The 23,737-nt window shown below is 52.0% G+C and carries 24 protein-coding genes, 6 tRNA genes and 1 pseudogene; 29 read left to right on the top strand and 2 right to left on the bottom strand.

Annotation, left to right across the window (positions count from 1 at the left end; translation table 11 throughout):
- Positions 1-155: 155 nt before the first annotated feature.
- The 26 genes and pseudogenes from aroC to IE092_RS15770 all read left to right on the top strand — a co-directional run bounded on the left by aroC (position 156) and on the right by IE092_RS15770 (position 20,196).
- Complete coding sequence (aroC, locus tag IE092_RS15895; RefSeq protein ID WP_189358192.1) at positions 156-1,241, top strand: chorismate synthase; 1,086 nt, start codon at positions 156-158, stop codon at positions 1,239-1,241.
- A gap of 300 nt (positions 1,242-1,541) precedes the next feature.
- Positions 1,542-1,757, top strand: coding sequence for a hypothetical protein (locus IE092_RS15890; RefSeq protein WP_189358190.1), 216 nt, complete (start codon positions 1,542-1,544; stop codon positions 1,755-1,757).
- A 160-nt stretch (positions 1,758-1,917) separates the two neighbouring features.
- Positions 1,918-3,324, top strand: a complete 1,407-nt coding sequence (gene leuC / locus IE092_RS15885; protein ID WP_189358321.1) for a 3-isopropylmalate dehydratase large subunit — start codon at positions 1,918-1,920, stop codon at positions 3,322-3,324.
- A 14-nt stretch (positions 3,325-3,338) separates the two neighbouring features.
- Complete coding sequence (locus tag IE092_RS15880; protein WP_189358188.1) at positions 3,339-3,461, top strand: entericidin A/B family lipoprotein; 123 nt, start codon at positions 3,339-3,341, stop codon at positions 3,459-3,461.
- Positions 3,462-3,463: 2 nt separating this feature from the next.
- Positions 3,464-4,117: a 3-isopropylmalate dehydratase small subunit gene (gene leuD, locus IE092_RS15875; protein ID WP_189358186.1), complete on the top strand. Its 654-nt coding sequence runs from the start codon at positions 3,464-3,466 to the stop codon at positions 4,115-4,117.
- 11 nt (positions 4,118-4,128) lie between these two features.
- On the top strand, positions 4,129-5,202 hold the full coding sequence (leuB, locus tag IE092_RS15870; protein WP_189358184.1) for a 3-isopropylmalate dehydrogenase: 1,074 nt from the start codon (positions 4,129-4,131) through the stop codon (positions 5,200-5,202).
- 36 nt (positions 5,203-5,238) lie between these two features.
- Positions 5,239-6,366: an aspartate-semialdehyde dehydrogenase gene (gene asd / locus IE092_RS15865; RefSeq protein WP_189358183.1), complete on the top strand. Its 1,128-nt coding sequence runs from the start codon at positions 5,239-5,241 to the stop codon at positions 6,364-6,366.
- Between the two features lie 271 nt (positions 6,367-6,637).
- Positions 6,638-7,207, top strand: coding sequence for a type IV pilus assembly protein FimV (locus IE092_RS19060; protein WP_189358182.1), 570 nt, complete (start codon positions 6,638-6,640; stop codon positions 7,205-7,207).
- Positions 7,131-9,392, top strand: coding sequence for a motility hub landmark protein FimV (locus tag IE092_RS15855; protein WP_444545937.1), 2,262 nt, complete (start codon positions 7,131-7,133; stop codon positions 9,390-9,392). Before IE092_RS19060 ends, IE092_RS15855 begins: the two co-directional genes overlap by 77 nt.
- A 65-nt stretch (positions 9,393-9,457) precedes the next feature.
- Positions 9,458-10,282 (top strand): tRNA pseudouridine(38-40) synthase TruA, encoded by an 825-nt coding sequence (truA, locus tag IE092_RS15850; protein WP_189358180.1) that lies wholly within the window; start codon positions 9,458-9,460, stop codon positions 10,280-10,282.
- Positions 10,283-10,437: 155 nt separating this feature from the next.
- Entirely contained in the window at positions 10,438-12,231 is a 1,794-nt protein-coding gene (lepA, locus tag IE092_RS15845) for a translation elongation factor 4 (protein WP_189358179.1), read from the top strand.
- Positions 12,231-13,139 carry a signal peptidase I gene (gene lepB / locus IE092_RS15840; protein ID WP_189358178.1) on the top strand — a complete coding sequence of 303 codons (909 nt, stop codon included), beginning with the start codon at positions 12,231-12,233 and terminating at the stop codon, positions 13,137-13,139. Before lepA ends, lepB begins: the two co-directional genes overlap by 1 nt.
- Before the next feature lie 18 nt (positions 13,140-13,157).
- Positions 13,158-13,556: a DUF4845 domain-containing protein gene (locus IE092_RS15835; RefSeq protein WP_189358177.1), complete on the top strand. Its 399-nt coding sequence runs from the start codon at positions 13,158-13,160 to the stop codon at positions 13,554-13,556.
- Positions 13,557-13,568: 12 nt separating this feature from the next.
- A pseudogene (gene rnc, locus IE092_RS15830) lies at positions 13,569-14,330 on the top strand (ribonuclease III); the annotation flags it as partial.
- Positions 14,331-14,374: 44 nt separating this feature from the next.
- Entirely contained in the window at positions 14,375-15,277 is a 903-nt protein-coding gene (era, locus tag IE092_RS15825) for a GTPase Era (RefSeq protein ID WP_189358175.1), read from the top strand.
- 5 nt (positions 15,278-15,282) lie between these two features.
- Positions 15,283-16,089 carry a DNA repair protein RecO gene (gene recO, locus IE092_RS15820; RefSeq protein WP_189358174.1) on the top strand — a complete coding sequence of 269 codons (807 nt, stop codon included), beginning with the start codon at positions 15,283-15,285 and terminating at the stop codon, positions 16,087-16,089.
- Entirely contained in the window at positions 16,086-16,601 is a 516-nt protein-coding gene (locus tag IE092_RS15815; protein WP_189358173.1) for a hypothetical protein, read from the top strand. The genes recO and IE092_RS15815 overlap by 4 nt, the downstream gene beginning before the upstream one ends.
- Positions 16,601-16,993 (top strand): holo-ACP synthase, encoded by a 393-nt coding sequence (gene acpS, locus IE092_RS15810; protein ID WP_189358172.1) that lies wholly within the window; start codon positions 16,601-16,603, stop codon positions 16,991-16,993. Before IE092_RS15815 ends, acpS begins: the two co-directional genes overlap by 1 nt.
- Positions 16,994-16,995: 2 nt before the next feature.
- Entirely contained in the window at positions 16,996-18,867 is a 1,872-nt protein-coding gene (uvrC, locus tag IE092_RS15805; protein ID WP_189358171.1) for an excinuclease ABC subunit UvrC, read from the top strand.
- A gap of 39 nt (positions 18,868-18,906) precedes the next feature.
- The gene (gene pgsA / locus IE092_RS15800) at positions 18,907-19,500 is read left to right on the top strand and encodes a CDP-diacylglycerol--glycerol-3-phosphate 3-phosphatidyltransferase (RefSeq protein ID WP_189358170.1); all 594 of its coding nucleotides are present in this window, start codon (positions 18,907-18,909) and stop codon (positions 19,498-19,500) included.
- A gap of 49 nt (positions 19,501-19,549) precedes the next feature.
- Positions 19,550-19,625, top strand: a tRNA-Gly gene (locus IE092_RS15795).
- A gap of 24 nt (positions 19,626-19,649) precedes the next feature.
- Positions 19,650-19,725 (top strand) — tRNA-Gly (locus IE092_RS15790).
- A gap of 28 nt (positions 19,726-19,753) precedes the next feature.
- Positions 19,754-19,829, top strand: a tRNA-Gly gene (locus IE092_RS15785).
- 29 nt (positions 19,830-19,858) lie between these two features.
- Positions 19,859-19,934 (top strand) — tRNA-Gly (locus tag IE092_RS15780).
- A 30-nt stretch (positions 19,935-19,964) separates the two neighbouring features.
- A tRNA-Cys gene (locus IE092_RS15775) sits at positions 19,965-20,038 on the top strand.
- Between the two features lie 65 nt (positions 20,039-20,103).
- A tRNA-Leu gene (locus IE092_RS15770) sits at positions 20,104-20,196 on the top strand.
- Positions 20,197-20,202: 6 nt separating this feature from the next.
- On the opposite strand, the gene IE092_RS15765 is transcribed toward IE092_RS15770, so the two are convergent.
- The gene (locus IE092_RS15765; RefSeq protein WP_189358169.1) at positions 20,203-20,364 is read right to left on the bottom strand and encodes a hypothetical protein; all 162 of its coding nucleotides are present in this window, start codon (positions 20,362-20,364) and stop codon (positions 20,203-20,205) included.
- Positions 20,365-20,557: 193 nt separating this feature from the next.
- Between IE092_RS15765 and IE092_RS15760 the strand changes: the two genes are divergently transcribed.
- Entirely contained in the window at positions 20,558-20,941 is a 384-nt protein-coding gene (locus IE092_RS15760) for a TipAS antibiotic-recognition domain-containing protein (protein WP_189358168.1), read from the top strand.
- A gap of 61 nt (positions 20,942-21,002) precedes the next feature.
- Here the strand turns inward: IE092_RS15760 and IE092_RS15755 are convergent, their stop codons facing one another.
- Positions 21,003-21,788, bottom strand: coding sequence for a cyclase family protein (locus IE092_RS15755; protein ID WP_189358167.1), 786 nt, complete (start codon positions 21,786-21,788; stop codon positions 21,003-21,005).
- 362 nt (positions 21,789-22,150) lie between these two features.
- On the opposite strand from IE092_RS15755, the gene IE092_RS15750 reads away from it, so the two are divergent.
- Both IE092_RS15750 and IE092_RS15745 read left to right on the top strand, forming a co-directional pair.
- Entirely contained in the window at positions 22,151-22,792 is a 642-nt protein-coding gene (locus IE092_RS15750) for a class I SAM-dependent DNA methyltransferase (protein WP_189358166.1), read from the top strand.
- Between the two features lie 206 nt (positions 22,793-22,998).
- Positions 22,999-23,217 (top strand): hypothetical protein, encoded by a 219-nt coding sequence (locus IE092_RS15745; protein ID WP_189358165.1) that lies wholly within the window; start codon positions 22,999-23,001, stop codon positions 23,215-23,217.
- Positions 23,218-23,737 lie beyond the last annotated feature (520 nt).

Here is a 23,737-nt window from a genome sequence, read left to right as displayed (position 1 = left end):
ATAAAACAGCTTTTACTATGCAGAATAGTGCTTTAACGCGGCATTGATGCCGCGCAAAAGCAAATTTAACAAATTCGGCATGAAAAACCCGGAAAACCGCTTGCCGGGAAGCTGTTAGAATCAGGGCATCCTTTATCACTGACAGCAAACTCATCATGTCTGGCAATACATTCGGAACTCTGTTTACGGTAACAACATTTGGTGAATCTCACGGCCCGGCAATCGGCTGTATCGTGGATGGCTGCCCGCCGGGCTTGCCTTTAAGCGAAGCAGACATTCAGCCGGAACTCGATCGCCGCCGCCCCGGCACTTCGCGCCACGTCACACAACGTCAGGAGCCGGACACGGTCGAAATTCTGTCCGGTGTGTATCAGGGCGTGACAACGGGAACGCCGATTGCGCTGTTAATCCGCAATCAGGATCAGCGCAGTAAAGATTACGGCAATATCACTGATTCTTTCCGTCCGGGCCATGCCGATTTCACTTACTGGAAAAAGTACGGTATCCGCGATCCGCGCGGCGGCGGACGTTCATCGGCACGTCTGACAGCCCCTGTGGTTGCAGCCGGTGCAATTGCCAAAAAATGGCTGGCAGCGCAGTTCGGCACCACCTTTACCGGCGGTATGCGCCAGATCGGTGAAGTAGTGATTCCGTTTCAGTCCTGGGAGCATGTGAATCAGAATCCGTTTTTTGCACCTACCGCAGATGCCGCCGTGCTTCAGCAACTGGAAGACTACATGGACAGCATTCGCAAAGAGGGCGATTCCATTGGTGCGCGGGTGGATGTGGTTGCTCAAAATGTTCCCGCCGGTCTGGGTGAGCCGATTTACGACAAGCTGGATGCTGAAATCGCGTATGCCATGATGGGTATTAATGCAGTCAAAGGCGTGGAGATCGGTGACGGTTTTGGCTGTGTCGCGCAAAAAGGTTCCCAGCACGGTGATGAACTGACCGAAGCGGGCTTTCTGAGTAATCATGCAGGCGGCGTGCTGGGCGGTATTTCTACCGGTCAGGATATTGTTGTGTCGATGGCGATTAAGCCGACTTCCTCAATCCGCATTCCGCGCCGCTCGCTGGATGTGAATGGTGATCCGGTGATGGTGGAAACCTTCGGTCGCCATGATCCTTGTGTCGGCATCCGTGCTACACCGATTGCCGAAGCGATGCTGGCACTGGTATTGATAGATCACGCCTTGCGTCATCGCGCGCAGTGCGGAGATGTTCATTCCGGCGCTGCCTGAACTGGTGAAAACTCTGCCTCACCAGCGCTGTGTAGTAGCACTGGTCAGCGAAAAAGCACTGCATGTCTCAGGCGCAGTGCTTTTTTTATTGCGGGTACCGGTTGTTTGTTTGTGTGCAGCTATGACTGGCAGCGCGGATGCCGGCGGCAGTTGCACCGCATTGCTGAGGTTCCGAAAAAGCGGAAGTTGTGCAGAGGCGGTCAGAATCGGCGGAAACGGCCGCTGAATTGGCTGAATGCGGTGTTCAGCACAGCGATTTGCTCCTCGTCGGCAGAAAGTCCGGGCCTCCGGAAATCGTTCATGACGATATTTGCACAATATGTAATGCTGTGTGTCATGGTTGCAGGAGTTTTTCGGGAAGTGATTTGTCTCTCTTTCCACCGTGCAGCACAGACAAAAAAATCAGCACCGTTTCATGCTTGCCGAAGCTGCGAAAAGCAGCTAAATCCGCGTGCTTTAAGATGCGCCCTGAATAAATTTCAGTGTTTTTTTGAATTAAACGGAATTTTCCGCTGAAAATACCGATTTTTGTTCGAGATTCTTATTTTTGTTTGGTGTGAATCTGCGCCAAAGTGGTCTGTTCTTGGTTTTGCGTTGCACAAATGTGGCATAATCAAATGCGAATTCTGTGACAGACACAGATGGTTTACCACTCTCAACAGGCAGGTAAGGAATGATGCTTAAAACGCTTTACGACAAGTTATGGGAATCTCATGTAGTGCACACTGAGGATGACGGAACAACGATTCTATATATCGACCGTCACCTGCTACATGAAGTCACCAGTCCGCAAGCGTTTGAAGGCTTGAAAATCGCCGGACGCACACCGTGGCGCAATGCTGCCAATCTGGTTGTGGCAGACCACAACGTCCCGACTACTAACCGTGCGAACGGTATCGAAGATCCGGTGTCGCGTCTGCAGGTGGAAACGCTGGATGGAAACGCCCGTCAGTTCGGTCTGACGTATTTCGGCATGAATGATAAGCGCCAGGGCATCGTTCACGTGATCGGCCCTGAGCAGGGTGCAACGCTGCCGGGTATGACAGTTGTGTGCGGCGATTCCCATACTTCCACCCACGGTGCGTTTGGCTGTCTCGCACACGGCATCGGCACTTCCGAGGTTGAGCACGTGCTCGCAACCCAGACACTGGTGGCCAAAAAATCGCGTTCCATGCTGGTGCAGATTGATGGCGTGTTACAGGCAGGTGTCACAGCAAAAGATATCGTGCTGGCCGTGATTGGTCAGATCGGTACGGCAGGCGGCACTGGCTATGCGATTGAATTTGCCGGTTCGGCAATTCGCAGCCTCAGCATGGAAGGCCGCATGACGATTTGTAATATGGCGATTGAAGCCGGTGCCCGCGCCGGTATGGTCGCGGTGGATCAGACTACCATCGATTACGTCAAAGGTCGTCCGTTCTCGCCGGTTGGTCCGCAATGGGATCAGGCGGTGGCTTACTGGAAAACGCTGCACTCCGATCCGGGTGCACGTTTTGATATGGTCGTGACACTGCGCGCCGAAGAAATTCAGCCGCAAATCACCTGGGGTACGTCGCCGGAAATGGTGTTGCCGGTTGAAGGACGTGTTCCTGATCCGGACCACGAAAAAGATCCGGTAAAACGCGATGCGATTGAAAAAGCGCTGGTGTATATGGATCTGAAGCCGAATACGGCGATGTCGGATATCCGTATCGATAAAGTCTTTATCGGTTCCTGTACCAATTCCCGTATCGAAGATTTACGCGAAGCCGCCGCCGTGGTGCGTGGCAAATTCCGCGCCAGCAATGTGAAGCTGGCGATGGTGGTGCCTGGCTCCGGTCTGGTGAAAGAACAGGCTGAGCGCGAAGGTCTGGATAAAATCTTTAAGGACGCCGGATTTGAATGGCGCGAACCGGGTTGTTCTATGTGTCTGGCAATGAATGCTGACCGTCTGGAACCGGGCGAGCGCTGTGCGTCCACCTCCAACAGAAATTTTGAAGGCCGGCAAGGGCAGGGTGGTCGCACCCATCTGGTATCGCCGGCAATGGCAGCTGCTGCAGGTGTGGCAGGACACTTTGTTGATGTCCGCCGCCTGACAAAATGAAGGGAAAAATCATCATGAAAAAATTTGCATTCATGTTGCTGTGTGTTTGTGTGCTTGCCGGTTGTAACACCGTGCAGGGAATCGGGAAAGACGTTAAAAAAGCCGGTGAAGCGGTGGAAGGTCTCGGAAAGAAATAAGCATGCAAAAATTTACTATTGTTGATGGTCTTGTTGCGCCGCTTGATCGTGCCAATGTCGATACCGACGCCATTATTCCGAAGCAGTTTCTGAAATCGATTCAGCGTACAGGCTTCGGTCCGAATCTGTTTGATGAATGGCGTTATCTGGATCACGGCGAGCCGGGCATGGATAACAGCAAGCGTCCGCTGAATCCGGACTTCGTTCTGAATGAAGCGCGTTATCAGGGCGCTTCAGTTTTGCTGACCCGTAAGAATTTCGGCTGCGGATCTTCGCGTGAACATGCGCCGTGGGCACTGGAACAATATGGCTTCCGCGCGATTATCGCCCCGAGTTTTGCCGACATCTTTTTTAATAATTGTTTTAAGAATGGCGTGCTGCCTATCGTGCTGAGTGAAGTGCAGGTGGATCAGCTGTTTAACGAAGTGCGTGCCTTCCCGGGCTTCCGTCTGGTGATTGATCTGGAAGCGCAGACGGTTTCCACTGTCAACGGATCGCAGTCTTATGCGTTTAACGTTGACCCTTTCCGGAAATACTGCCTGCTGAATGGTCTGGATGATATTGGCCTGACGCTGTGTAATGAACAGAAAATCCGCAGTTTTGAAGAGCAGCATCTGGCCCGCTTCCCGTGGTTGTCGAACACTATTCAGTCCTGAGAGAAAACAGAATGAAAATTGCTGTATTGCCTGGTGATGGCATTGGTCCGGAAATTATTGCGCAGGCAGTCAATGTACTGAATGCGCTGGATGAAAAATTTGAAATGGAAACGGCACCGGTCGGTGGTGCCGGTTACGAAGCCGCAGGACATCCTTTGCCGGATGCAACCCTGAAGCTCGCGCAGGAAGCAGATGCTGTTCTGTTCGGTGCTGTCGGTGACTGGAAATACGATACGCTGGAACGCGCATTGCGTCCTGAGCAGGCAATTCTGGGATTGCGTAAAAATTTAAAATTGTTTGCGAATCTGCGTCCCGCAATCCTGTATCCTGAACTCGCCGGTGCATCAACACTGAAGCCGGAAGTGGTTTCGGGTCTGGATATTCTGATTATTCGCGAACTGACCGGCGACATTTATTTTGGCCAGCCACGTGGTGTACGCACTTGCCCGGATGGCCCGTTTCAGGGTGAGCGCGAAGGCTTTGACACCATGCGCTATGCAGAAACAGAAATTCGCCGCATTGCGCACGTAGCATTCCAGACCGCACAAAAACGCGGTGGCAGACTGACCAGTGTTGACAAAGCGAATGTGCTGGAAACCTTCCAGTTCTGGAAAGATATCGTGACCGATGTGCATCGCGAATATCCGGATGTTGCGCTAGAGCATATGTATGTCGATAACGCGGCTATGCAACTGGTACGCGCTCCGAAGAAATTCGACGTGATCGTCACCGGCAATATGTTTGGCGATATCTTGTCGGATGCAGCTGCAATGCTGACTGGGTCTATCGGCATGTTGCCAAGCGCATCTCTGGATGCAAACAATAAAGGTTTGTATGAGCCTTCACATGGTTCAGCACCGGATATCGCAGGGAAGGGAATTGCGAATCCGCTGGCGACAATTTTGTCGGCAGCTATGATGCTGCGCTACTCGCTGAATAAGCCGGAGCAGGCTGATCGCATCGAGGCAGCAGTGAAAAAAGTGCTGGCTTCCGGCTTGCGTACACCGGATATTTATGAGCCGGGAACAACAAAAGTCGGAACAGCCGAAATGGGACAAGCAGTTGTAGCAGCCTTGTCTGAGTGAGTGAACGACGCAGTCATCTGCGCTTTTTAGGGAAAAATGATGAAACTGGTAGGCTTGGTAGGTTGGCGTGGTATGGTCGGTTCCGTCCTGATGCAACGTATGCAGGAAGAGAAGGACTTTGATCATATTGAACCCGTATTCTTTTCGACTTCCAACGCGGGCGGTACAGCACCTGCAATGGCAAAGAATGAAAAGACGCTCAAGGACGCGAACAATATTGATGAGCTGAAGAAGTGCGACATCATTATTACCTGCCAGGGTGGTGATTACACCAATGAAGTTTTCCCGCAACTGCGCGCAGCTGGCTGGAATGGTCACTGGATTGACGCAGCTTCCAGTCTGCGTATGAAAGACGATGCAGTGATCATTCTGGATCCGGTCAATCTGCCAGTGATCAAAAATGCGCTGAGTAAGGGTCAGAATAACTGGATCGGTGGCAACTGCACCGTCAGCTGTATGCTGATGGGTGTCGGTGCGCTGTATAAGGCTGGTTTGGTTGAGTGGATGAGCACACAGACTTATCAGGCAGCTTCCGGTGGTGGTGCGCAGCATATGCGCGAATTGCTGACGCAGTACGGCAAACTGCATGCTGAAGTGCGTGATCTGCTGGATGATCCGAAAAGCGCAATTCTGGAAATCGACCGTAAAATTATCGCGAAACAGCGTGGTTTTGGCGCGGATGAAGTGGCAAACTTCGGTGTTCCGCTGGGTGGTTCGCTGATCCCGTGGATCGACAAAGATCTGGGCAATGGCACATCCCGTGAAGAGTGGAAGGGTATGGCGGAAACCAACAAGATTCTGGGTCTGGGCGAGGGCTTTGGTTCTGCGCCGATTCCGGTGGATGGTTTCTGTGTGCGCGTCGGCGCAATGCGCTGCCACAGCCAGGCACTGACTTTTAAACTGAAGAAAGATGTGCCTGTTGATGAGATTGAAGGCATGATTGCTGCCGATAATCCATGGGCGAAAGTTGTGCCGAATAACCGTGAAGCCACTATTCGTGATCTGACACCGGTTGCCGTGACCGGCACACTGACCATTCCGGTCGGACGTGTACGTAAGCTGGCAATGGGTCCTGAATACGTTGGCGCGTTTACCATTGGTGATCAGTTGTTATGGGGTGCGGCAGAGCCATTGCGCCGTATGCTGCGTATCCTGATAGATTGATTTTTATGAAATTCGTGTAAGAAAGTGAAAAAGAGGGCATCTGCCCTCTTTTTTTCTTGTATAAACACGCGCTGATGATAAATCAGTAGTGTTAAAGCGCTGCAACGTTTCTTGCACAGGCTGCCTGCCTTCTGTAATTGATGTATTTACCATGTGCATAAATAGCGGTAAGCTTGCAGCGCGAAGATGGCATTTACATCCTTGAAAAAATCTGAATTTGTGTAGTTTTAGCAAACTTTGTTGTTTGTTTCCTCCCGAATTGTCTGACGATATGCAAAAACAAAAAAGAAAATCCGTTATTTCTCTGGGGCGTAATGCGCTGAGCGTCGCCGTTGCTTCTGCGATGCTGTTTGCAGCGGATGCAAGCGCAACCGGCATGGGGCGACTGACGGTATTGTCAGCTCTCGGGCAGCCTTTAAAAGCAGAGATTGAACTTACTTCGCCGAACAAAGAGGAGCTGGGTTCTCTCACGCCCAAACTTGCTTCGCCGGAAGCGTTTAAACGCGCCAACATAGAATTCAATGCAGCATTGCTGTCATTGCAGTTCGGTATTGAACAGCGTGGTAATAACTACATCATTAAAGTGACTTCCAGTCAGCCGATGAATGAGCCATTCGTCGATATGCTGCTGGAGCTGAATTCTTCAAATGGCAAACTGCTGCGCGAATATACATTCCTGCTTGATCCGGTTGATCTGCGTACTGGTCAGTCAGCGCAGGTCGCTGCAAAAAACGGTTCCGCGCAAGTTCGCGGTAATACACAGAATGTTCAGACCGTACAGTCTGTACCTGCGCAGCAAGCCGCAAAAAAGCAGATCGCTGCGAATGCAGCGCCTNAGTAAAATTGCCGGCGCATACCGCACAGAAGGGGTGTCTCTGGATCAAATGCTGGTTGCTTTGTATAAAGCAAATAAAGATGCATTCGTTGGCAATAATATGAATCGTCTGCGTGCAGGTCAGATTTTGCAGATTCCGGACGCTGAGTCCGTGAAAGCAGCTGCGCCAACCGCGACGGAAGCGCATTCTGTTGTGATTGCACATTCTAATGATTTCAGTGCTTATCGCGGAAAACTGGCTGAGCAGGTGGAGCGCGCTCCGGCCGCACGGGCTGCGTCTTCAAAGCAGGCAGCCAGCGGAAAAATTACTGCCAAAGTGAAGGAAACACCAACGCCAAGCGCGGAGTCTCCTGATAAACTGAAACTGTCTAAAGCAGAAGCCGGTAATAAGGCGGCAGCTGAAGCGGAAAAAATTGCGAAAGAAAAAGCAGTCGCGGAAGCAAACAGCCGCGTGAAAGAGCTCGAAAAAAATGTTGGCGAGTTGCAAAAGCTGCTGGATGTGAAGAATAAAGATCTGGCCGCGAAAGAAGCTGAGCTGACTGCAAAATCTGCGAAAAAAGACAGTAAAGAAGCCAAAGAGCCTGAAAAACCGGTTGCTCAGACAGCGCCGGTGGTTGCGTCGGGCGCTGCAGCAGCATCCGCGCCTGCTGCTGTTGCAGCCTCGGCAGTTGCTTCTGCGCCTGCTGTTGCCAGTGCATCCGCGTCGGCGGGTGCTGAAAAGCCGCGGCGTCGTCCGGTTGCTCCGCCACCGCCACCAGAGCCAAGTTTCTTCGAAAGTTTGTCTGACTGGGCGATGCCTGCAGGCGCTGGTCTGATTGCAATTCTCGCCGGTGTCGGTCTGTGGGCTAACCAGCGTCGCAAAAAGCAGCAGCAATTCGAAGACAGTATTCTTACCGGCTCCAGTATGAAAGCGAACTCCATGTTCGGTTCTACAGGTGGCCAGAGTGTTGATACAAATAACAGTGTATTTAATTCGAACTTTGCGCCATCTGCCAGCCAGCTGGATGCGAATGAGGTGGATCCTGTTGCTGAGGCGGACGTTTACATCGCTTATGGTCGCGATACACAGGCGGAAGAAATTCTGAAAGAAGCTTTGCGTACACAACCGGATCGTCATGCGGTTCGTTTGAAATTGCTGGAAATTTACTTTGCACGCAAAGATTCCCGTCAGTTTGAGCGCGTTGCAGGCGAACTCTACGGCATGACAAGTGGTACTGGAGAGGAGTGGGCGCAGGCAGCATCGATGGGTGTATCGCTGGAGCCGACCAATCCATTATATGCAGGTGGTCAGTCGAAAGAAGCGCCGGTATCTGATGCGGGTATCGGCATGCCGACACATCCTTTAGAAGATCTGGATCCCGAGGCCTTACTCACAAATTCAATGTCGAAAGACATGCTTGAGGCAATCAGTATTATTGATACTGCAACTAAGCCTGGCCCTCAGGTTGAAGAGGCTGCTCCGGTAATGTCTACGGAATCTGGTCCTGCGGTCATTGATACATCTTCACTGGACTTTGATCTCGGTTTTGGTGATGACAATAGTCCTGCTGTGCCGGAATTGCCAGTCAGCCAGCCTGTCGTGCAGACGGTCACGGAAGCGCAGGAGCCTGATCTGGGTGTAATCGATTTTGATTTTGGTGAGCCTGAAGCGCCGGCGGTTCAGCAGGAACAATCAGTTCCGTCTGAACAGGAGGTGTCTTTGGCTGATGATAACAGTCTGGATTTTTCCCTGCCTGATCTCGACCTGAGTGCGCCGTTACAGGACAGCGTCCCGGAACTTACCATTGAAGCTTCGCCGGAAGTGCCTGATTCTGCTGAGGCTATTGAGTTATCTCTGTCCGGTGAGTCATTAGGTGAAGATGTTCCTGTGCTGGATTTTGCGCTGGAAGAGCCTGCGCAAACAGAGCAGGAGCCCCATTTACCTTCAGATGTGCAAGCGTCTGCATTTGATTTTGACTTGTCCGGTATCGATCTGAATCTGGAGCCACAGGTGGAATCGGATGCGGTATCCGGTTCCTCTGCGGATGCTGAACCTGAAAATGCTGAAATGTCGACCAAGCTGGATCTCGCGGTTGCTTACCAGGAAATCGGTGATCGTGAAGGTGCTCGTGAATTGCTGGAAGAAGTTGTTCGCGGTGGTAATGCGGATCAGCGTGAGCGCGCAAATGCGATGTTGTTGCAACTTGCCTGATTTTCGTCCATGATGCGCGGGCGCTGACGCAGGTCAGCGCCCGTTTTCTTTTTGTGGGATGTGATGTGAAACGTATCGTTTTGGGTGTGCAGTACGATGGGAATTCGTGGCGCGGTTGGCAAAAGCAGCCTTCCGGCGATACGGTTCAGGATGTGCTTGAACGGGCACTGAAGCAATTTACTAATCAATCGGTTCATACAACGTGTGCTGGCAGAACGGATGCAGGCGTCCACGGGCTGGAGCAGGTTGTGCATTTTGATACTGATCTGACTCGCACACCATATTCGTGGGTGAATGGTGTGAATGCGTTTCTGCCATCGTCAGTTGCGGTGCAGTGGGCAAAGGAGCTGGATTGTGATCCTGTTTCACCGGAAGCATTTCACTCCCGCTTTAGTGCCAGAGCACGCACCTATCACTATGTTTTGCATAATAGTAAGATTCGTTCTCCGCTTTGGGGCGGCCGGGCCGGCTGGGTTTTTCGCGAACTGAATCTTGAAAAAATGCAGGCAGGTGCAGCATTGTTATTGGGTGAGCACGATTTTTCCGCATTCAGAGCGGCAGAGTGTCAGGCAAAATCGCCGGTTAAGCACATGTATAGTATTGACATCAGGCAGCAGGGTGAGATGTTTATATTTACCCTGAAGGCCAGTGCTTTCCTTCATCATATGGTCAGGAATATTGTTGGATCGCTGGTGTTTGTCGGAACGGGTAAGCGTGAGCCTGAATGGATGCAGCAACTATTGTTGAGTAAGGACAGAAGTCTTGCTGCGCCTACTTTTATGCCCGATGGATTGTATCTCGCCCGAATTGACTATGATGCATTTTGGCAATTGCCTCAACAGAAACAATTATTGCTGCCGGGCTTCCTGTCTCTTTTGCCGGGCGACTGAGCGGATTCTCGGCTTTATCGCGGATTTCTGACTCGAAATCCGGTAAAATGACGCTTTGCAAAAAAGACTGGCAGGCGCCCGCCTGGGATTGAGCCCAGACCGGAGCGCTTTTTTTTAGCCGGTTTCGCTGTGCTTTCGAATTGAATTGTTACCCAATGAATAACATCCGGAATTTTTCTATTATTGCTCATATCGACCACGGTAAATCAACGCTGGCCGATCGTATTATTCAGTTGTGCGGCGGCCTTTCTGACCGCGAAATGGAAGCACAGGTGCTCGACTCGATGGATATCGAGCGTGAGCGTGGGATTACCATTAAGGCACAAACTGCTGCACTGAATTACAAAGCAAAAGATGGTAAGGTTTATAACCTGAACCTGATTGACACGCCGGGCCACGTTGATTTTAGCTATGAAGTCAGTCGTTCTCTTTCTGCTTGTGAAGGCGCATTGCTGGTCGTCGATGCTTCTCAGGGTGTTGAGGCGCAAACTGTAGCAAACTGCTACACCGCAATTGATCTGGGTGTCGAAGTTGTGCCGGTTCTGAATAAGATCGATTTGCCATCTGCAGATCCGGAAAACGCGACGAAAGAAATTGAAGATGTAATTGGCATCGATGCGACTGACGCGGTTCACTGCTCCGCGAAGACAGGTCTTGGTGTGGCTGATGTGCTGGAATCGCTGATCGCCAAAGTGCCGGCGCCAGAAGGCGATCCGTCCGCACCATTGCAGGCGCTGATCATTGATTCCTGGTTTGATAACTACGTTGGTGTTGTCATGCTGGTACGTATTGTTAATGGTACGTTGCGTCCGAAAGATAAAATTCTGCTGATGGCAACCGAGGCGCAGCATCTGGTTGAAAGTGTTGGTGTGTTTACGCCGAAATCGCTTTCACGTGATTCGCTGTCGGCTGGTCAGGTTGGATTTGTGATTGCCGGTATTAAGGAATTAAAAGCAGCTAAAGTTGGCGATACGATTACCACCGTTGCAAATAAGGCCAAGGAACCATTGCCTGGTTTTAAAGAAATTCAGCCTCAGGTTTTTGCTGGCTTGTTCCCGGTTGAGGCAAATCAGTATGATGCTTTGCGCGAATCTCTGGAGAAGCTGAAACTGAATGATGCTGCGCTGATGTTTGAGCCGGAAGTGTCGCAGGCACTTGGTTTTGGCTTCCGTTGCGGCTTCCTCGGATTGTTGCATATGGAAATCGTGCAGGAACGCCTCGAGCGCGAATTCGATATGGATCTCATTACGACCGCTCCGACGGTCGTATATGAGGTCGTGATGGCCGATGGCTCCATCATTCAGGTCGATAATCCGGCAAAAATGCCGGACCCTTCCAGAATTGAAGAAATCCGCGAGCCTATTGTTTCGGTGAATTTGTACATGCCACAGGAGTACGTAGGCGCGGTCATTACACTGTGTACCCAAAAACGCGGCGTCCAGATGGATATGGCTTATCACGGACGTCAGGTGAAGCTGACTTATGATCTGCCAATGGCTGAAATTGTGCTGGATTTCTTTGATCGTCTGAAGTCGATTTCCCGTGGCTATGCATCCATGGATTACGAATTCAAAGAATACCGCCATGCCGATGTTGTGAAAGTCGACATGCTGATTAACAGCGAGAAGGTGGATGCGCTGGCAATTATCGTCCACCGCGCAAACAGTCAGTATCGCGGTCGTGCCGTGGCTGCAAAAATGCGCGAACTGATTCCGCGTCAGATGTTTGATGTTGCGATTCAGGCGGCGATTGGCTCCAACATTATTGCGCGTGAAAACGTCAAAGCGATGCGCAAAAACGTTCTGGCAAAATGTTATGGCGGCGATATCTCACGTAAGCGCAAGCTGCTGGAAAAACAAAAAGCAGGTAAGAAACGTATGAAGCAGGTTGGTTCGGTCGAAGTGCCGCAGGAAGCATTCCTCGCAATTTTACAGGTGGAAGAAAAATAATGTTTCAGTCTTTGCTGACGAATTTTGCACTTATTTTGCTGATTTTGACGGTAGTGACCGGCATTATCTGGACACTCGATTTATTTGTTTTGTCAAAAAAACGTCGTGAGGCTGCGGAGAAGGCACTGGCTGAGTATGATCAGCGTGAAGCAAAGCTCGCAGCTGACGGTGTTCGTATGGATACGAATAAGCGTGAGGAAATTGCTTCAGGCCTTCTGCGTCAGCCAGTCTGGGTCGAGTATTCAGGCAGTTTTTTTCCGGTGATTTTGCTGGTCTTTGTACTGCGCTCTTTTTTGTTTGAACCATTTAAGATTCCGTCCGGCTCAATGCTACCGACACTGTTTGTCGGTGATCTGATTCTGGTGAATAAATTCACTTACGGTATTCGTTTGCCGGTAATTAATAAGAAAGTGATTGAAATCGGGCAACCGCAACGTGGTGACGTGATGGTATTTAAGTACCCGATGGATCCGCAGGTTGATTACATCAAGCGGGTTGTGGGCGTACCAGGCGATAAGGTTGAATATAAAAATAAACGTCTGACGATCAACGGAACACCGGCAAGCTATCAGCCGCTTCAGGATTTTCTCGGTGATAACAATCTGGAATACTCCAGACAATTCAAAGAAAACCTGCTTGGCGTGCAACACCATATTCTGAACAATGATGATGCTCCGGTATGGGTTGAAAAGCCTATGAAATTCCCCGGCCGTGAAAATTGCGTTTATGACAATGAAGGCTTCACCTGCGTGGTGCCGCAAGGGCAGTATTTCATGATGGGTGATAACCGCGATCGCAGTGCGGACAGCCGTTACTGGGGATTTGTACCGGATGAAAATATCGTCGGAAAAGCGTTTTTTATCTGGATGAATCTCGGAAACATTCGTCGTATCGGCAGTTTTCAGTAATCTCAGCAAAGGACAGTCATGATGAAGCAAAATGTAGTGAATCTGAAGCGTCGCCAGCAAGGTCTGTCACTGGTGGGGCTGGTTTTATCTCTGGGTATTCTGGTTGTGCTGGCGATGGTGGCGATGAAGGTTGTGCCTACCGTAATTGAATTTTCATCGATCAAAAAAGCAATTGTTACTGCAAAGAACGGTGCCAGTACACCGCGCGAAGTGCAGGTTGCATTTGATAAGCAGGCTGAAGTCGGTTACATCACTTCTATTGCAGGGAAAGATTTGCAATTCACTAAAGGTGATGACGGCATGGAAGTCAGTTTTTCTTATCAGAAAAAAATCCCGCTGGTAGGTCCTGCCAGTTTGTTACTCGAATATGAGGGAACTACAGCCCGTTCCGGCGTTGTTGCTAAAAAGCCGGAATAAGCGAAATACAATATGAATTTACAAGTATTGCAAAAGAGACTGGGGCACCAGTTCAGTAACCCCGCTTTATTGCAGCAGGCATTAACACACCGCAGTCACAGCGGTACCCACAATGAGCGCCTCGAGTTCCTCGGGGACTCGGTGCTTAATTGTGTGGTTGCAGCATTGTTATTTGACAGTTTTGCCGATATCGACGAGGGTGACTTATCACGCGTTCGGGCAAATCTGGTCAAACAACAATCGTTGTTTGAAATTGCCCAGCGGCTCGAATTATCACAGTTTTTGCGACTCGGCGAAGGGGAGTTGAAGTCCGGCGGTTTTCGTCGTCCTTCTATCCTTGCTGATACCTTAGAAGCATTGTTCGGTGCAGTTTATCTGGATGCAGGATTTGATGCGGCGAAAGCGGTCATTGTTGCGCTGTATCAGCCTGTGCTGACGTCGGTTGATCCGTCAACACTGGGTAAGGATGCAAAAACGCTATTGCAGGAATTCTTGCAAAGTAAAAAAATTGCATTGCCTCAATACAATGTTGTGGCAACTCACGGTGCTGCGCATAATCAGGAATTTGAAATTGAGTGCCTGGTGCCTAAACTGGATATTCAGGTGTTCGGAACAGGTGGCAGTCGTCGTGCTGGTGAGCAGGCCGCTGCAAAACTGGCGCTGGAAACAGCCATTGCCACGCTGGCCAGAACACCAGCCGCCAGAAAAGCGCGCACCCGTAGTCCGCAGCTGAAGCTGGCGGGTATTGGTACTGTGCAGCCGGAAGCTCAGCCGGCATCCGGCGCAGACCTTACAACCAAATCAGAATAGGTATACCCATGCAGGAAATGACAGAAAATCCCGGATTCCGTTGCGGGTATATTGCTATTGTCGGACGTCCGAATGTCGGCAAGTCCACGTTAATGAATCAGTTGATCGGCGCCAAAGTCAGTATTACGTCGCGTAAGGCGCAGACCACCCGTCACCGGATTACCGGTGTTCAGACCAAAGACCAGGCGCAGTTTGTTTATATCGACACGCCTGGTTTTCAGACGCGTCATTCGAATGCGCTGAACCGCACGCTGAACCGTACTGTTACGACGACGCTGACTGCGGTGGATGTGGTTCTTTACATCGTTGAGGCGGGTACATTTGGTGAAGCTGATCGTCAGGTTCTGGAGCTGCTGCCAAAAAATGTTCCCTGTATTCTTGTTATCAACAAAGCAGATCGCATGAAAGATAAGGCATTGCTGATGCCTTTTGCGCGCCAGGTTGCCGATGCATTTGAATTTAAGGCAGTGGTCCCGGTATCTGCGAAGCAGCGTTTCCAGTTGGATCGTCTCGAAAGCGTTGTACGCGATTTCCTTCCGGAAAATCCGCCGATGTTCGGTGAGGATGATATTACCGACCGCAGTGAAAAATTCCTCGCGGCAGAGATCGTCAGGGAAAAAGTATTCCGCTTTGTCGGTGACGAGCTGCCTTACACCAGTACCGTTATCATCGAAAAGTTTGAGCAGGAAGGTGATTTGCGCCGTGTGTTCGTTGCGATTCTGGTGGATCGCGACAGTCACAAAGCCATGCTGATTGGCCACAAAGGTGCACGCCTGAAAGAGATTTCCACGCAGTCACGTATGGACATGGAAAAACTGTTTGGTGGCAAGGTGTATCTCGAAGTCTGGGTGAAGGTGAAATCCGGATGGGCGGATAATGAAGCGGGTCTGCGCGCGTACGGTTACGAATAATTACCATGACCGGCAGTGTCCCGCTGGATGACGAAGAGCTTGCGGAATGGCTGGCAGAATCGCCTTCCGTGGCCACTGCAGTAAGTGTATCGCCGGTTGTGCATCGCAAGGTGCAGACGCAGCCGGGTTTTGTTCTTCACAGTCGCCCGTACAAAGAAACCAGTCTGGTGATTGATGTTCTGACGCGGGATTTCGGGCGCATCGCCTTAATTGCAAAGGGTGCTAAGCGACCATATTCTCAGTTAAGAACTGTGTTGCAGACTTTTCAGCCGTTGCAACTGAGCTGGACCGGAAAGCAGGAATTGAAAACCCTGACGCAGGCGGACTGGGTTGGCGGTATGATTCCCCTTGAAAAGTCCGCGCTGGTATGCGGCTTTTATCTGAATGAGCTGATGCTCAAATTGCTGGTGCGCGATGATCCTCACCCGGCTTTATTCCAACAATATGTTTCTACGCTGAATCAGCTCGCGCATGGCGAGCCCGTGGCGCTGGTGTTGCGCCAGTTTGAACTGGTGTTGCTGAAAGAGGCTGGTTTGCTTGGAGATTTGCGTTACTGCAGTGGAAGCAGAATGCGTGTTGTTCCGGAGCTGGCTTATGTGCTTGATCCGGAAGCTGGCGTGCGCCCCGCGCAACATCAGGAGTATTTTCCAGTTGTGTCCGGGGCTTGTCTGCTTGCAATGCAGGCAGGGGACTTTCGTGAGCAGCAGATTCAGATTCAAAGTAAACTCTTAATACGTTCATTGCTTCAGCATCATTTGCATGGCGCTGTGCTGAATACCCGTCAGCTGCTAATCGATTTACAGAATTTATGATGATTCAGAATGTTGCCTTTCTGCCGCGACTGGCAGTCCGTTTATCAGCGTTTGTGCCAGAGGGCGCAGCAGCAGACGCTGCATTCATGACACAACTGACGTGCTTGCTGGCGGAGTCAGGAATTGATCTCGTGCTCAACGATACGGGGTACGGGATTGCAACAACGTTTTGCGAAGTCATCACGGGGAGCGATGTCACAGAGGCTGTGCTTCCATTGCGTGATGTGTTGCCGGATGCACAGCATCTGATACTGACCAGTGCAGCACTGTCAGATTCACGTTTGTTGCATGACAATCTGCAATCGCTCGCGCTTAAAGGTAGCTCCGTCTGGTTTGAGGCTGTCAAAACGGACGACGTTTCCGTACTGGCGGATTCTTTGCAGGTACAGCAAATTCTCTTGTCCGCCGGGCTTGCGCAAGCCTGTCTGAAAGAGGGTGTTGTCAGCGCTGTCCGGAATGTATGTGCAGTCGTGGCAAAGGCGCGCGCTAAAGCAATGCAAGGGAGCTGCTGATGATTATCGGTATCGGCAACGATATCGTTCGTATCGTACGTATTCAGGCGGCTTTGCAGCGGCATGGCGATGCGTTTGCGCGTAAGGTGCTTGGCGATCTGGAGTTTCCGGTTTTTGAGGCGCGCAGGGCCCAGGCGGAAGCGCGTGCGGTTCGCTTTCTGGCGACGCGGTTTGCTGTGAAAGAAGCTTTCGGAAAGGCGTTCGGTACCGGCGTCAGTTTTCCTGTGACACTGCAAAATGTGCAGACGGTTTCCGGCGTCTCCGGTAAGCCGGAATTGCATTATGCAGGGCCTTTGCAAAGTGCAATGGCCGAGCGCGGCTGGCGCGCCCACGTGTCACTCAGTGATGAGCGTGAATACGCTGTTGCCTTCGTTGTTATCGAATCGAACTGATCATGAATGCAGATGATGTCGGGCCGGATATCCGGCAACAAGTCAGTGATACGGTGGCTCAGCTGCCGCATTTGCCCGGCGTTTACCGCTATTTTGATGCGCAGGATCAGGTACTGTATGTCGGTAAGGCTAAAGATTTAAAGAAGCGCGTCAGTTCTTATTTTCAGAAAACTTTATCCAGTCCCCGTATCGCGATGATGGTCGCCCGTATTGCCCGGCTGGAGACCACAGTAACGCGCACAGAAGCGGAAGCGCTGATTCTTGAGAATAATCTGATTAAGACGCTGAAGCCGCGTTATAACATTCTGTTCCGCGATGATAAGTCGTATCCGTATTTACGCATTTCTGCTGATGCTACGCCGCGTATCAGCTATTACCGTGGCAGTGTAGATCGTAAACACCAGTATTTTGGCCCATTCCCTTCCGCGTGGGCAGTGCGTGAATCGATGCAGATACTGCAAAGAGTTTTCTTATTACGCACTTGTGAAGACAGTGTGTTTCATAACCGCACCCGTCCCTGCCTGTTACATCAGATCCAGCGTTGCAGCGGCCCTTGTGTGGGATTGATCACGCCTGAGCAGTATCAGGAAGATGTGCGTCATGCCAGTGGTTTTTTGCGTGGTCGTCAGCATGAGATACTGCATGCTTTGGAAGCACGCATGATGCAGCATGCTGAAAAGCTGGAGTTTGAGCAAGCCGCGCTGGTGCGGAACCAGATGGCAGCCTTGTCCAAAGTGTTGCAGCAGCAAAGTATGGAGACGACCGGCACCACAGATATTGATGTTATCGCTGTACTGGTGGAAGGTGGCCGCGCCTGCGTTAATCTGGCGATGGTGCGCGGAGGACGGCATCTGGGCGACCGCGCTTATTTTCCGACGCATGTTGATGATGTGCAGGGCACGACGGAGCAGAGTATTGAAGCAGAAGTGCTTGCCGCATTTCTGGCGCAGCATTACGCGGATCAGGCAATTCCGTCTGTGCTGGTGACGAATGTGGAGCTGGATGCGCCGGAGTTGATGACTGCGTTAATGCAGCAATGCGGCCATAAAATTCAGCTGGTAATGCAACCGCAGGAACAGCGTCGTTTATGGCTGGAAATGGCTGTTAAAGGCGCCCAGCTGGCACTGGCACGATTACTGTCTGAACAGGGTTCTCAGCAGGCAAGAACCCGCGCGCTGGTGCAAGTGCTGCAGCTTGACACTGAAGAGCTGGAAACGCTGCGTATTGAATGTTTTGATATCAGTCATACGCAGGGTGAAGCTACGCAGGCCTCATGTGTGGTGTTTCATCATCACACCATGCAAAACAGTGAATACCGCCGTTTTAATATTCACGATATTACGCCCGGTGATGATTACGCTGCGATGCGTCAGGTGCTGACGCGGCGCTATGAGAAACTGGCCGCCGGTGAGCAGCAGGGTGATCAGGTAATGCCGGATCTGGTGCTGGTGGATGGTGGTAAGGGGCAGATCTCGGTGGCACGCGAAGTGTTTGAAGAGCTGGGGTTAAATGTCAGTCTGATTGTGGGTGTGGCAAAAGGTGAGGGCCGTAAAGTCGGGCTGGAAACGCTGGTGTTTGCTGATGGCAGGCCGGAGCTGGAGCTCGGTAAAGAATCCGCGGCACTGATGCTGATTGCGCAAATCCGCGATGAAGCGCACCGATTTGCGATTACCGGAATGCGTGCGAAACGCGATAAGGCGCGGCAGTCGTCGCAGCTGGAAGAGATTGAAGGCGTCGGGCCTAAACGTCGTCAGCGCCTGCTGGCGCGCTTCGGCGGCTTAAAGGGCGTTGCCGCAGCGAGCGTGGAAGAATTGTCCGGCGTTGAAGGGATATCCCGAAAACTTGCGGAAGAAATCTACAAGCGATTGCGCTAGCCCCATATAATGTCGGAAAAATATCTCGGTTGAATCCTCATGCCTTTTAATGTTCCGATATTGCTGACCTGGTTGCGGGTCGCACTGATTCCACTGGTTGTTGGTGTGTTTTACTTGCCGGAAAGCTGGCTGGCCTCGTATCACAAAGGACTTGCTGCAACGATCGTCTTTATTGTGGCGGCAGTCACGGACTGGTTTGACGGCTTTCTGGCGCGTCGCTGGAATCAGACTTCATCATTCGGCGCCTTTCTTGATCCCGTTGCCGATAAGCTGATGGTCGCCGGTGCGTTGCTGGTGCTGGTGCAACTGGATCGCGTCAATGCAGTGATTGCCTTCATTATCATCGGTCGTGAAATCACGATTTCGGCGCTGCGCGAATGGATGGCGCTGATCGGTGCATCCAAGTCTGTCGCCGTGAATTCGCTCGGCAAAATTAAGACCACAGCGCAAATGGCGGCGATTCCTATGCTGCTGTATTACGATCAGCTGATATTCGGTCTGGATGGCGCTTTGCTGGGTTCGTGGTTATTGCTGATTGCAGCAGTGCTGACGGTCTGGTCGATGTTCTATTATCTGAAAAAAGCGTGGCCGCTGATCAAGGAAAGCACGGAAAAAATGGATCAATCGAAGTGATGTGCTTGACAAATTTCTCCGGTAATTTATAATTCTGGTCTTCGTTGCTGCGGGATTAGCTCAGTTGGTAGAGCGCAACCTTGCCAAGGTTGAGGTCGAGAGTTCGAGCCTCTTATCCCGCTCCAAAAGCTTCGGAAAAAATTAGTGATGCGGGATTAGCTCAGTTGGTAGAGCGCAACCTTGCCAAGGTTGAGGTCGAGAGTTCGAGCCTCTTATCCCGCTCCAAAATTTTAGTAGTGCTGAAAAGATCAAAGCGGGATTAGCTCAGTTGGTAGAGCGCAACCTTGCCAAGGTTGAGGTCGAGAGTTCGAGCCTCTTATCCCGCTCCAGATTTCTTCAGTAGTACAGCATGTTAAATGCGGGATTAGCTCAGTTGGTAGAGCGCAACCTTGCCAAGGTTGAGGTCGAGAGTTCGAGCCTCTTATCCCGCTCCAGATTGATTGTGCCGGCAACGGTGCTGTCATGGCGGGGTAGCAAAGTGGTTATGCAGCGGCCTGCAAAGCCGTGGACGCCGGTTCGATTCCGGCCCCCGCCTCCAGAATCAAGAAAGCGCTTTAGGGCGCTTTTTTTGTAAAGATCAGATTTCCCTGCTCGCAGGGATGGGCCCGAGTGGTGAAACTGGTAGACACATCGGACTTAAAATCCGCCGCTTTCCGTAAAAGGGGCGTGCCGGTTCGATTCCGGCCTCGGGCACCATATCTGTCAAATCATCAAACCCGCTTTCGCAAGATGGCGGGTTTTTTTGTTTTTGTCGTTCAGCAGATTGTATTCTCCATGCTGTACGCCCGCTTGCTGGAAGCGCGCTGGCAGCAGTTGATGGCGCCTGGCGGGTAAGCAGTGCGCTGATTGTGCTGCGATCGTCATTTCTTATTTCCGCAAGCCCGGACTTTCTGCCGACGACCACCGGTTCGCTATGCTGAATGCCGCATTTATGTTGTTTTGATGCCATGAAAGGCGGCATCCGGCGGTGTTTGTTAGGTCCGGTACCGTCATTTCTCAGTGACGAAGTTTTCCTGTGCTAAGGTGTTGTTTTGTTAATTTTCTGAGAGAGATACAGATGTTGTTATCTTCTGCAGATCCAGTCTATCTGGATCAGTGCCGTGCGGCGCTGGCGGCTGAGCAGGCGAAATCGCTGGCGGAAACCAATAACTGGTCGCATGTCGATAAAGCGCAGATTCATGCGGACTGGCAAGTGTTGTACACAGGGATGGCTGCAGCACTGGATGGTCTGGCGGCTGATTCCGAGGCGGCGCAGGGGTGGATTGCACAGCATTGTGCGATTGCTTCGCGGTTTTATCCACCGAGCAAGGATGCGTATATCGGGCTGGCTTTATTTTATGAAGAAAATGCTGATATGAAGGCGTATCACAATGCTTATCATCCGCAGATGGTGGCATTTCTGGGCGATGCAATCTACACCTATGCCATGACGCGGATGTGAATCTGAACGTGAGTAACAATCAACACCGGCTGCGGCCGGTGTTTGTTTTTGTGCAGATCGTTCAGCTTTTCAGATCATCAAAAATCGCTACCGCACGCGTCCATCCTGCCGATGCGCCGCGGATTTTGACCGGGAAGCAGGCGATGGTGAAGCCGGTGGCGGGCAGGGCTTCGAGGTTGTGGAGTTTTTCCAGATGGCAGTAGCCGATGTCGCGTCCGGCTTTGTGGCCTTCCCAGATAATGGCCGGATTGCCTTCTTCAGCGTACTTTTTCGCGGTATGAATAAACGGCGCATCCCAGCTCCAGCCATCGGTGCCGGTCAGGCGCACGCCGCGTTCCAGCAAATACATGGTGGCGTCGTAGCCCATGCCGCAACCGGCGCTCAGGTAATCCGGCTGACCGTAGCGGCTGCCGGCGCGGGTGTTGACGACCACAATATCCAGCGGCTGCAGGCTGACTTGTATGCGGTCCAGCTCGCGTGCCACATCGTCGGCGCTGACCACATAGCCGTCTTCAAAATGCCGGAAATCCAGCTTCACACCGCGCTGAAAGCACCATTCCAGCGGCACTTCATCGATCGTGATCGCGCGCTCGCCACGGTTCATGGTGGAGTGAAAATGGTAGGGCGCGTCCAGATGCGTGCCGTTGTGGGTGATCAGTTCCACTTTTTCCACGGCCCAGGTTTCGCCGTCCGGTAAGTCGCTGGCTTGCAGGCCGGGGAAAAACGGGGCGATCTGGCCGAAGGTATCCTGATGGCGGTAGTAAGTGACTTTGGGCTGATAGCCGGGCGGGTCGGATGCGATATCGTTTTCAATCGGAATAGATAAGTCGATGATGCTGCGTGCCATTTGCGGTCTCCTGAGTTTGTTGGCAGACGGGTTGCCGGCATTGTGACGGCGGGCTTGCGTCTTTGCTGTATTGCCTGCAATGCGGCGATGGGCGAAACGGATCGCCTGATGTGTACCGGCGGCGATTGTATTTCAAAAAAAATAAGACCGGCAAGCAAAGGCAGGAAGCTTGACTGTTACACTGACTGAATCGCTGGTCACCGGCGCTGCGTAGCACACCGGAAATGCACGGAAATGCCTGAAATGCGGTGTTCAGCACAGGAAAAGGCCGGTTTTTGACGGACGTCGGCAGAAACACTGGCTGAGCGGGCAGGGTGGTTTTGAGCAAAATGCGGAGTTCTGCATCATCAGGATGAAGGGATATGGGCGACTACAATCTGGAATCGGTGCAAACCTTTGATCTGCACGCACAGCGTTACACAGAAAAATACGCGGACTTGCCGGATTACGACGGGCATTACCTGCAATTGCTCGCCGCCTTACCGGCGGAACCCTGCGCCGTGCTGGATCTGGCTTGCGGGCCGGGGCAGGTGGCGGCGTTTCTGGCGGCGCGGCGGCCGGAGCTGGATTACTGGTGTGTGGACCGTTCAGCAGCGATGCTGGAACAGGTGCAGCAGCGTTTGCCGCAGGCACGCTGTGTGCAGGCAGATTGCCGCGATTTGCAGTGTCTGCCGGAAGGTCTGCAATTCGGTGCGGCGGCGTTTTGTTTCGGCCTGAGTTATCTGAATGAAGCTGACGCGCAACGCACGCTGGCGGAACTGTTCCGTTTGTTACGCGCCGGTGCACCTTTGCTGCTGAGCAGTGTGGCGGGTGATGCGGCGCTCAGTGGTGTGCAGGTGAATGCCAGCGGTGACCGTGTTCACAGTTTTTACCGCAGCGCTGATCAGATTACTCAGATGCTGTGCGCAGCCGGTTTTCAGATTCTGGCGCAGGCAGTGATCGCCAGTCCGGCCAGTGCCAGTCTGCAAACGGAAGATGTGGTGTTGCTGGCGCGTCGCTTGTGACTGTTGGCCGCTGCATCTGTGCAACATGCCTGTGCTGCAAACGATGCGCAAATTTTGCTTGCTGCACGGAGATGTAAAAGTTGTTACGCCAGCCGTGCTGATCCCTCTTTCCATCTTGCCGGAAAGTTATGCAATCGAAATACTGAGCGGGCTGCTGATCCCGTGGTGGTGTCTGGCAGCGTGACAATTTCCTGACTTGAGGAGTGATGATGCAAGAACTGAATCTGGCTGAAATGGAAGAGGTAGGCGGTGCACTGAACTGGAGCGCAGTTGGTGTGGGTGCGTTGAAAGGGGCGTTGCTCGGCACGATGCGTGCCGGTGTGCCCGGTCTCGTGATGGGAGCGCTGGTTGGTGGCGGTATGGAAGCATTTGCGCAAACCTACGCACCGGAATCCAGCATCGCCGGTCAGGTCGGCGCGCTCTGATTGTTGCTGTACTCTCCAGATTTGAACCGGCAGGTGCATACCTGCCGGTTTTTTTACGTCTGTCAGTTGGAAAGCATGTGCGCCGCTGACGCAGATTCACCACATATCTGTCTTCATCACCTCAGCGCACATTTGTGCGCCGATGCATCCGCAAGCGGACTGCGAACCGGCTTTTCTCTCACCCTCAAACCGATGCTGCGCGTTGCCGGAAATGTCTGAAATGCGGTGTACAGCACAGAAAAAGTGCCCGCTATGCCGGACGACCGCGAAAACACTGGCTGCGCAAGGTGTGGTTTTTTCGTCAGATGCGGGTTTCAGCACAATCAGCGGCGGGGTTCCGCACCCTGCCCGCCACGCTGAAATACCGGTTTTTACAGGCAGTGGCAGCAGGTAACGGCTGCGTTTTCGCAAACTTGAGGCTCAAACCGGATAAAAGGGGTTTTTCCCCCTTTATTCCACGCTTCTGATTGCCGCACGGCATCCAATAATGATACCTGTGTGATGGTAAATGGGATTCCGG

Source organism: Cognatundibacterium squillarum, from assembly GCF_014652435.1.
Taxonomy (GTDB): domain Bacteria; phylum Pseudomonadota; class Gammaproteobacteria; order Burkholderiales; family Burkholderiaceae_D; genus Undibacterium; species Undibacterium squillarum.
Note: the sequence above shows the minus strand (reverse complement) of the source record. Positions and strands in the feature narration are given on the sequence as shown.

Coding starts and splice junctions, on each gene's coding strand:
- pgsA (WP_189358170.1), top strand. CDS start 18,907: ATGCCTTTTAATGTTCCGATATTGCTGACCTGGTTGCGGGTCGCACTG.
- leuC (WP_189358321.1), top strand. CDS start 1,918: ATGCTTAAAACGCTTTACGACAAGTTATGGGAATCTCATGTAGTGCAC.
- uvrC (WP_189358171.1), top strand. CDS start 16,996: ATGAATGCAGATGATGTCGGGCCGGATATCCGGCAACAAGTCAGTGAT.
- IE092_RS15750 (WP_189358166.1), top strand. CDS start 22,151: ATGGGCGACTACAATCTGGAATCGGTGCAAACCTTTGATCTGCACGCA.
- lepB (WP_189358178.1), top strand. CDS start 12,231: ATGTTTCAGTCTTTGCTGACGAATTTTGCACTTATTTTGCTGATTTTG.
- IE092_RS15760 (WP_189358168.1), top strand. CDS start 20,558: ATGTTGTTATCTTCTGCAGATCCAGTCTATCTGGATCAGTGCCGTGCG.
- lepA (WP_189358179.1), top strand. CDS start 10,438: ATGAATAACATCCGGAATTTTTCTATTATTGCTCATATCGACCACGGT.
- leuB (WP_189358184.1), top strand. CDS start 4,129: ATGAAAATTGCTGTATTGCCTGGTGATGGCATTGGTCCGGAAATTATT.
- IE092_RS15765 (WP_189358169.1), bottom strand. CDS start 20,364: ATGACGATCGCAGCACAATCAGCGCACTGCTTACCCGCCAGGCGCCAT.
- IE092_RS15815 (WP_189358173.1), top strand. CDS start 16,086: ATGATGATTCAGAATGTTGCCTTTCTGCCGCGACTGGCAGTCCGTTTA.
- era (WP_189358175.1), top strand. CDS start 14,375: ATGCAGGAAATGACAGAAAATCCCGGATTCCGTTGCGGGTATATTGCT.
- IE092_RS15890 (WP_189358190.1), top strand. CDS start 1,542: ATGACGATATTTGCACAATATGTAATGCTGTGTGTCATGGTTGCAGGA.
- asd (WP_189358183.1), top strand. CDS start 5,239: ATGATGAAACTGGTAGGCTTGGTAGGTTGGCGTGGTATGGTCGGTTCC.
- leuD (WP_189358186.1), top strand. CDS start 3,464: ATGCAAAAATTTACTATTGTTGATGGTCTTGTTGCGCCGCTTGATCGT.
- IE092_RS15835 (WP_189358177.1), top strand. CDS start 13,158: ATGATGAAGCAAAATGTAGTGAATCTGAAGCGTCGCCAGCAAGGTCTG.
- IE092_RS15880 (WP_189358188.1), top strand. CDS start 3,339: ATGAAAAAATTTGCATTCATGTTGCTGTGTGTTTGTGTGCTTGCCGGT.
- recO (WP_189358174.1), top strand. CDS start 15,283: ATGACCGGCAGTGTCCCGCTGGATGACGAAGAGCTTGCGGAATGGCTG.
- IE092_RS15755 (WP_189358167.1), bottom strand. CDS start 21,788: ATGGCACGCAGCATCATCGACTTATCTATTCCGATTGAAAACGATATC.
- acpS (WP_189358172.1), top strand. CDS start 16,601: ATGATTATCGGTATCGGCAACGATATCGTTCGTATCGTACGTATTCAG.
- aroC (WP_189358192.1), top strand. CDS start 156: ATGTCTGGCAATACATTCGGAACTCTGTTTACGGTAACAACATTTGGT.
- IE092_RS15745 (WP_189358165.1), top strand. CDS start 22,999: ATGATGCAAGAACTGAATCTGGCTGAAATGGAAGAGGTAGGCGGTGCA.